Here is a 376-nt window from a genome sequence, read left to right on the forward strand (position 1 = left end):
GAAGGTAGGGTAATGGCAAAGGACACGTTGAAGTCCAAGAAGAAGGTTGTGGCGGCTCCGACCGAGGATCGCAACCTCGGGCACGAATCGCTGCGCGACTTCTCGACGCGCAGTATGAAGACGTATGGCGTGACCGTGAACCTCGACCGCTCAGTGCCCGACTTGTTTGATGGACTGAAGCCCGTGCATCGACGTATCCTGTGGGGCGCGTCGCATCACGAGAAGCGCTTCATCAAATCGGCACGCGTAGTCGGTGACGTGGTTGGTCGTTATCACCCACACGGCGACATCGCGGCTTACGACGCACTGGTCACGCTCGTGAATCAGAGCACGCCTACAATGCTGGGCTCCGGCAACTGGGGATCGATGGTTGACG

Annotated in this window: 1 protein-coding gene; it reads left to right on the forward strand. The window is 59.0% G+C overall.

Annotation, left to right across the window (positions count from 1 at the left end; translation table 11 throughout):
• Positions 1–12: 12 nt before the first annotated feature.
• A partial coding sequence (locus tag AC1RP4_RS07810) for a DNA gyrase subunit A (RefSeq protein WP_481763242.1) occupies positions 13–376 on the forward strand: 364 nt, incomplete at its 3' end.

The organism is Dellaglioa sp. CoH-56-MRSF-10 (assembly GCF_056782175.1).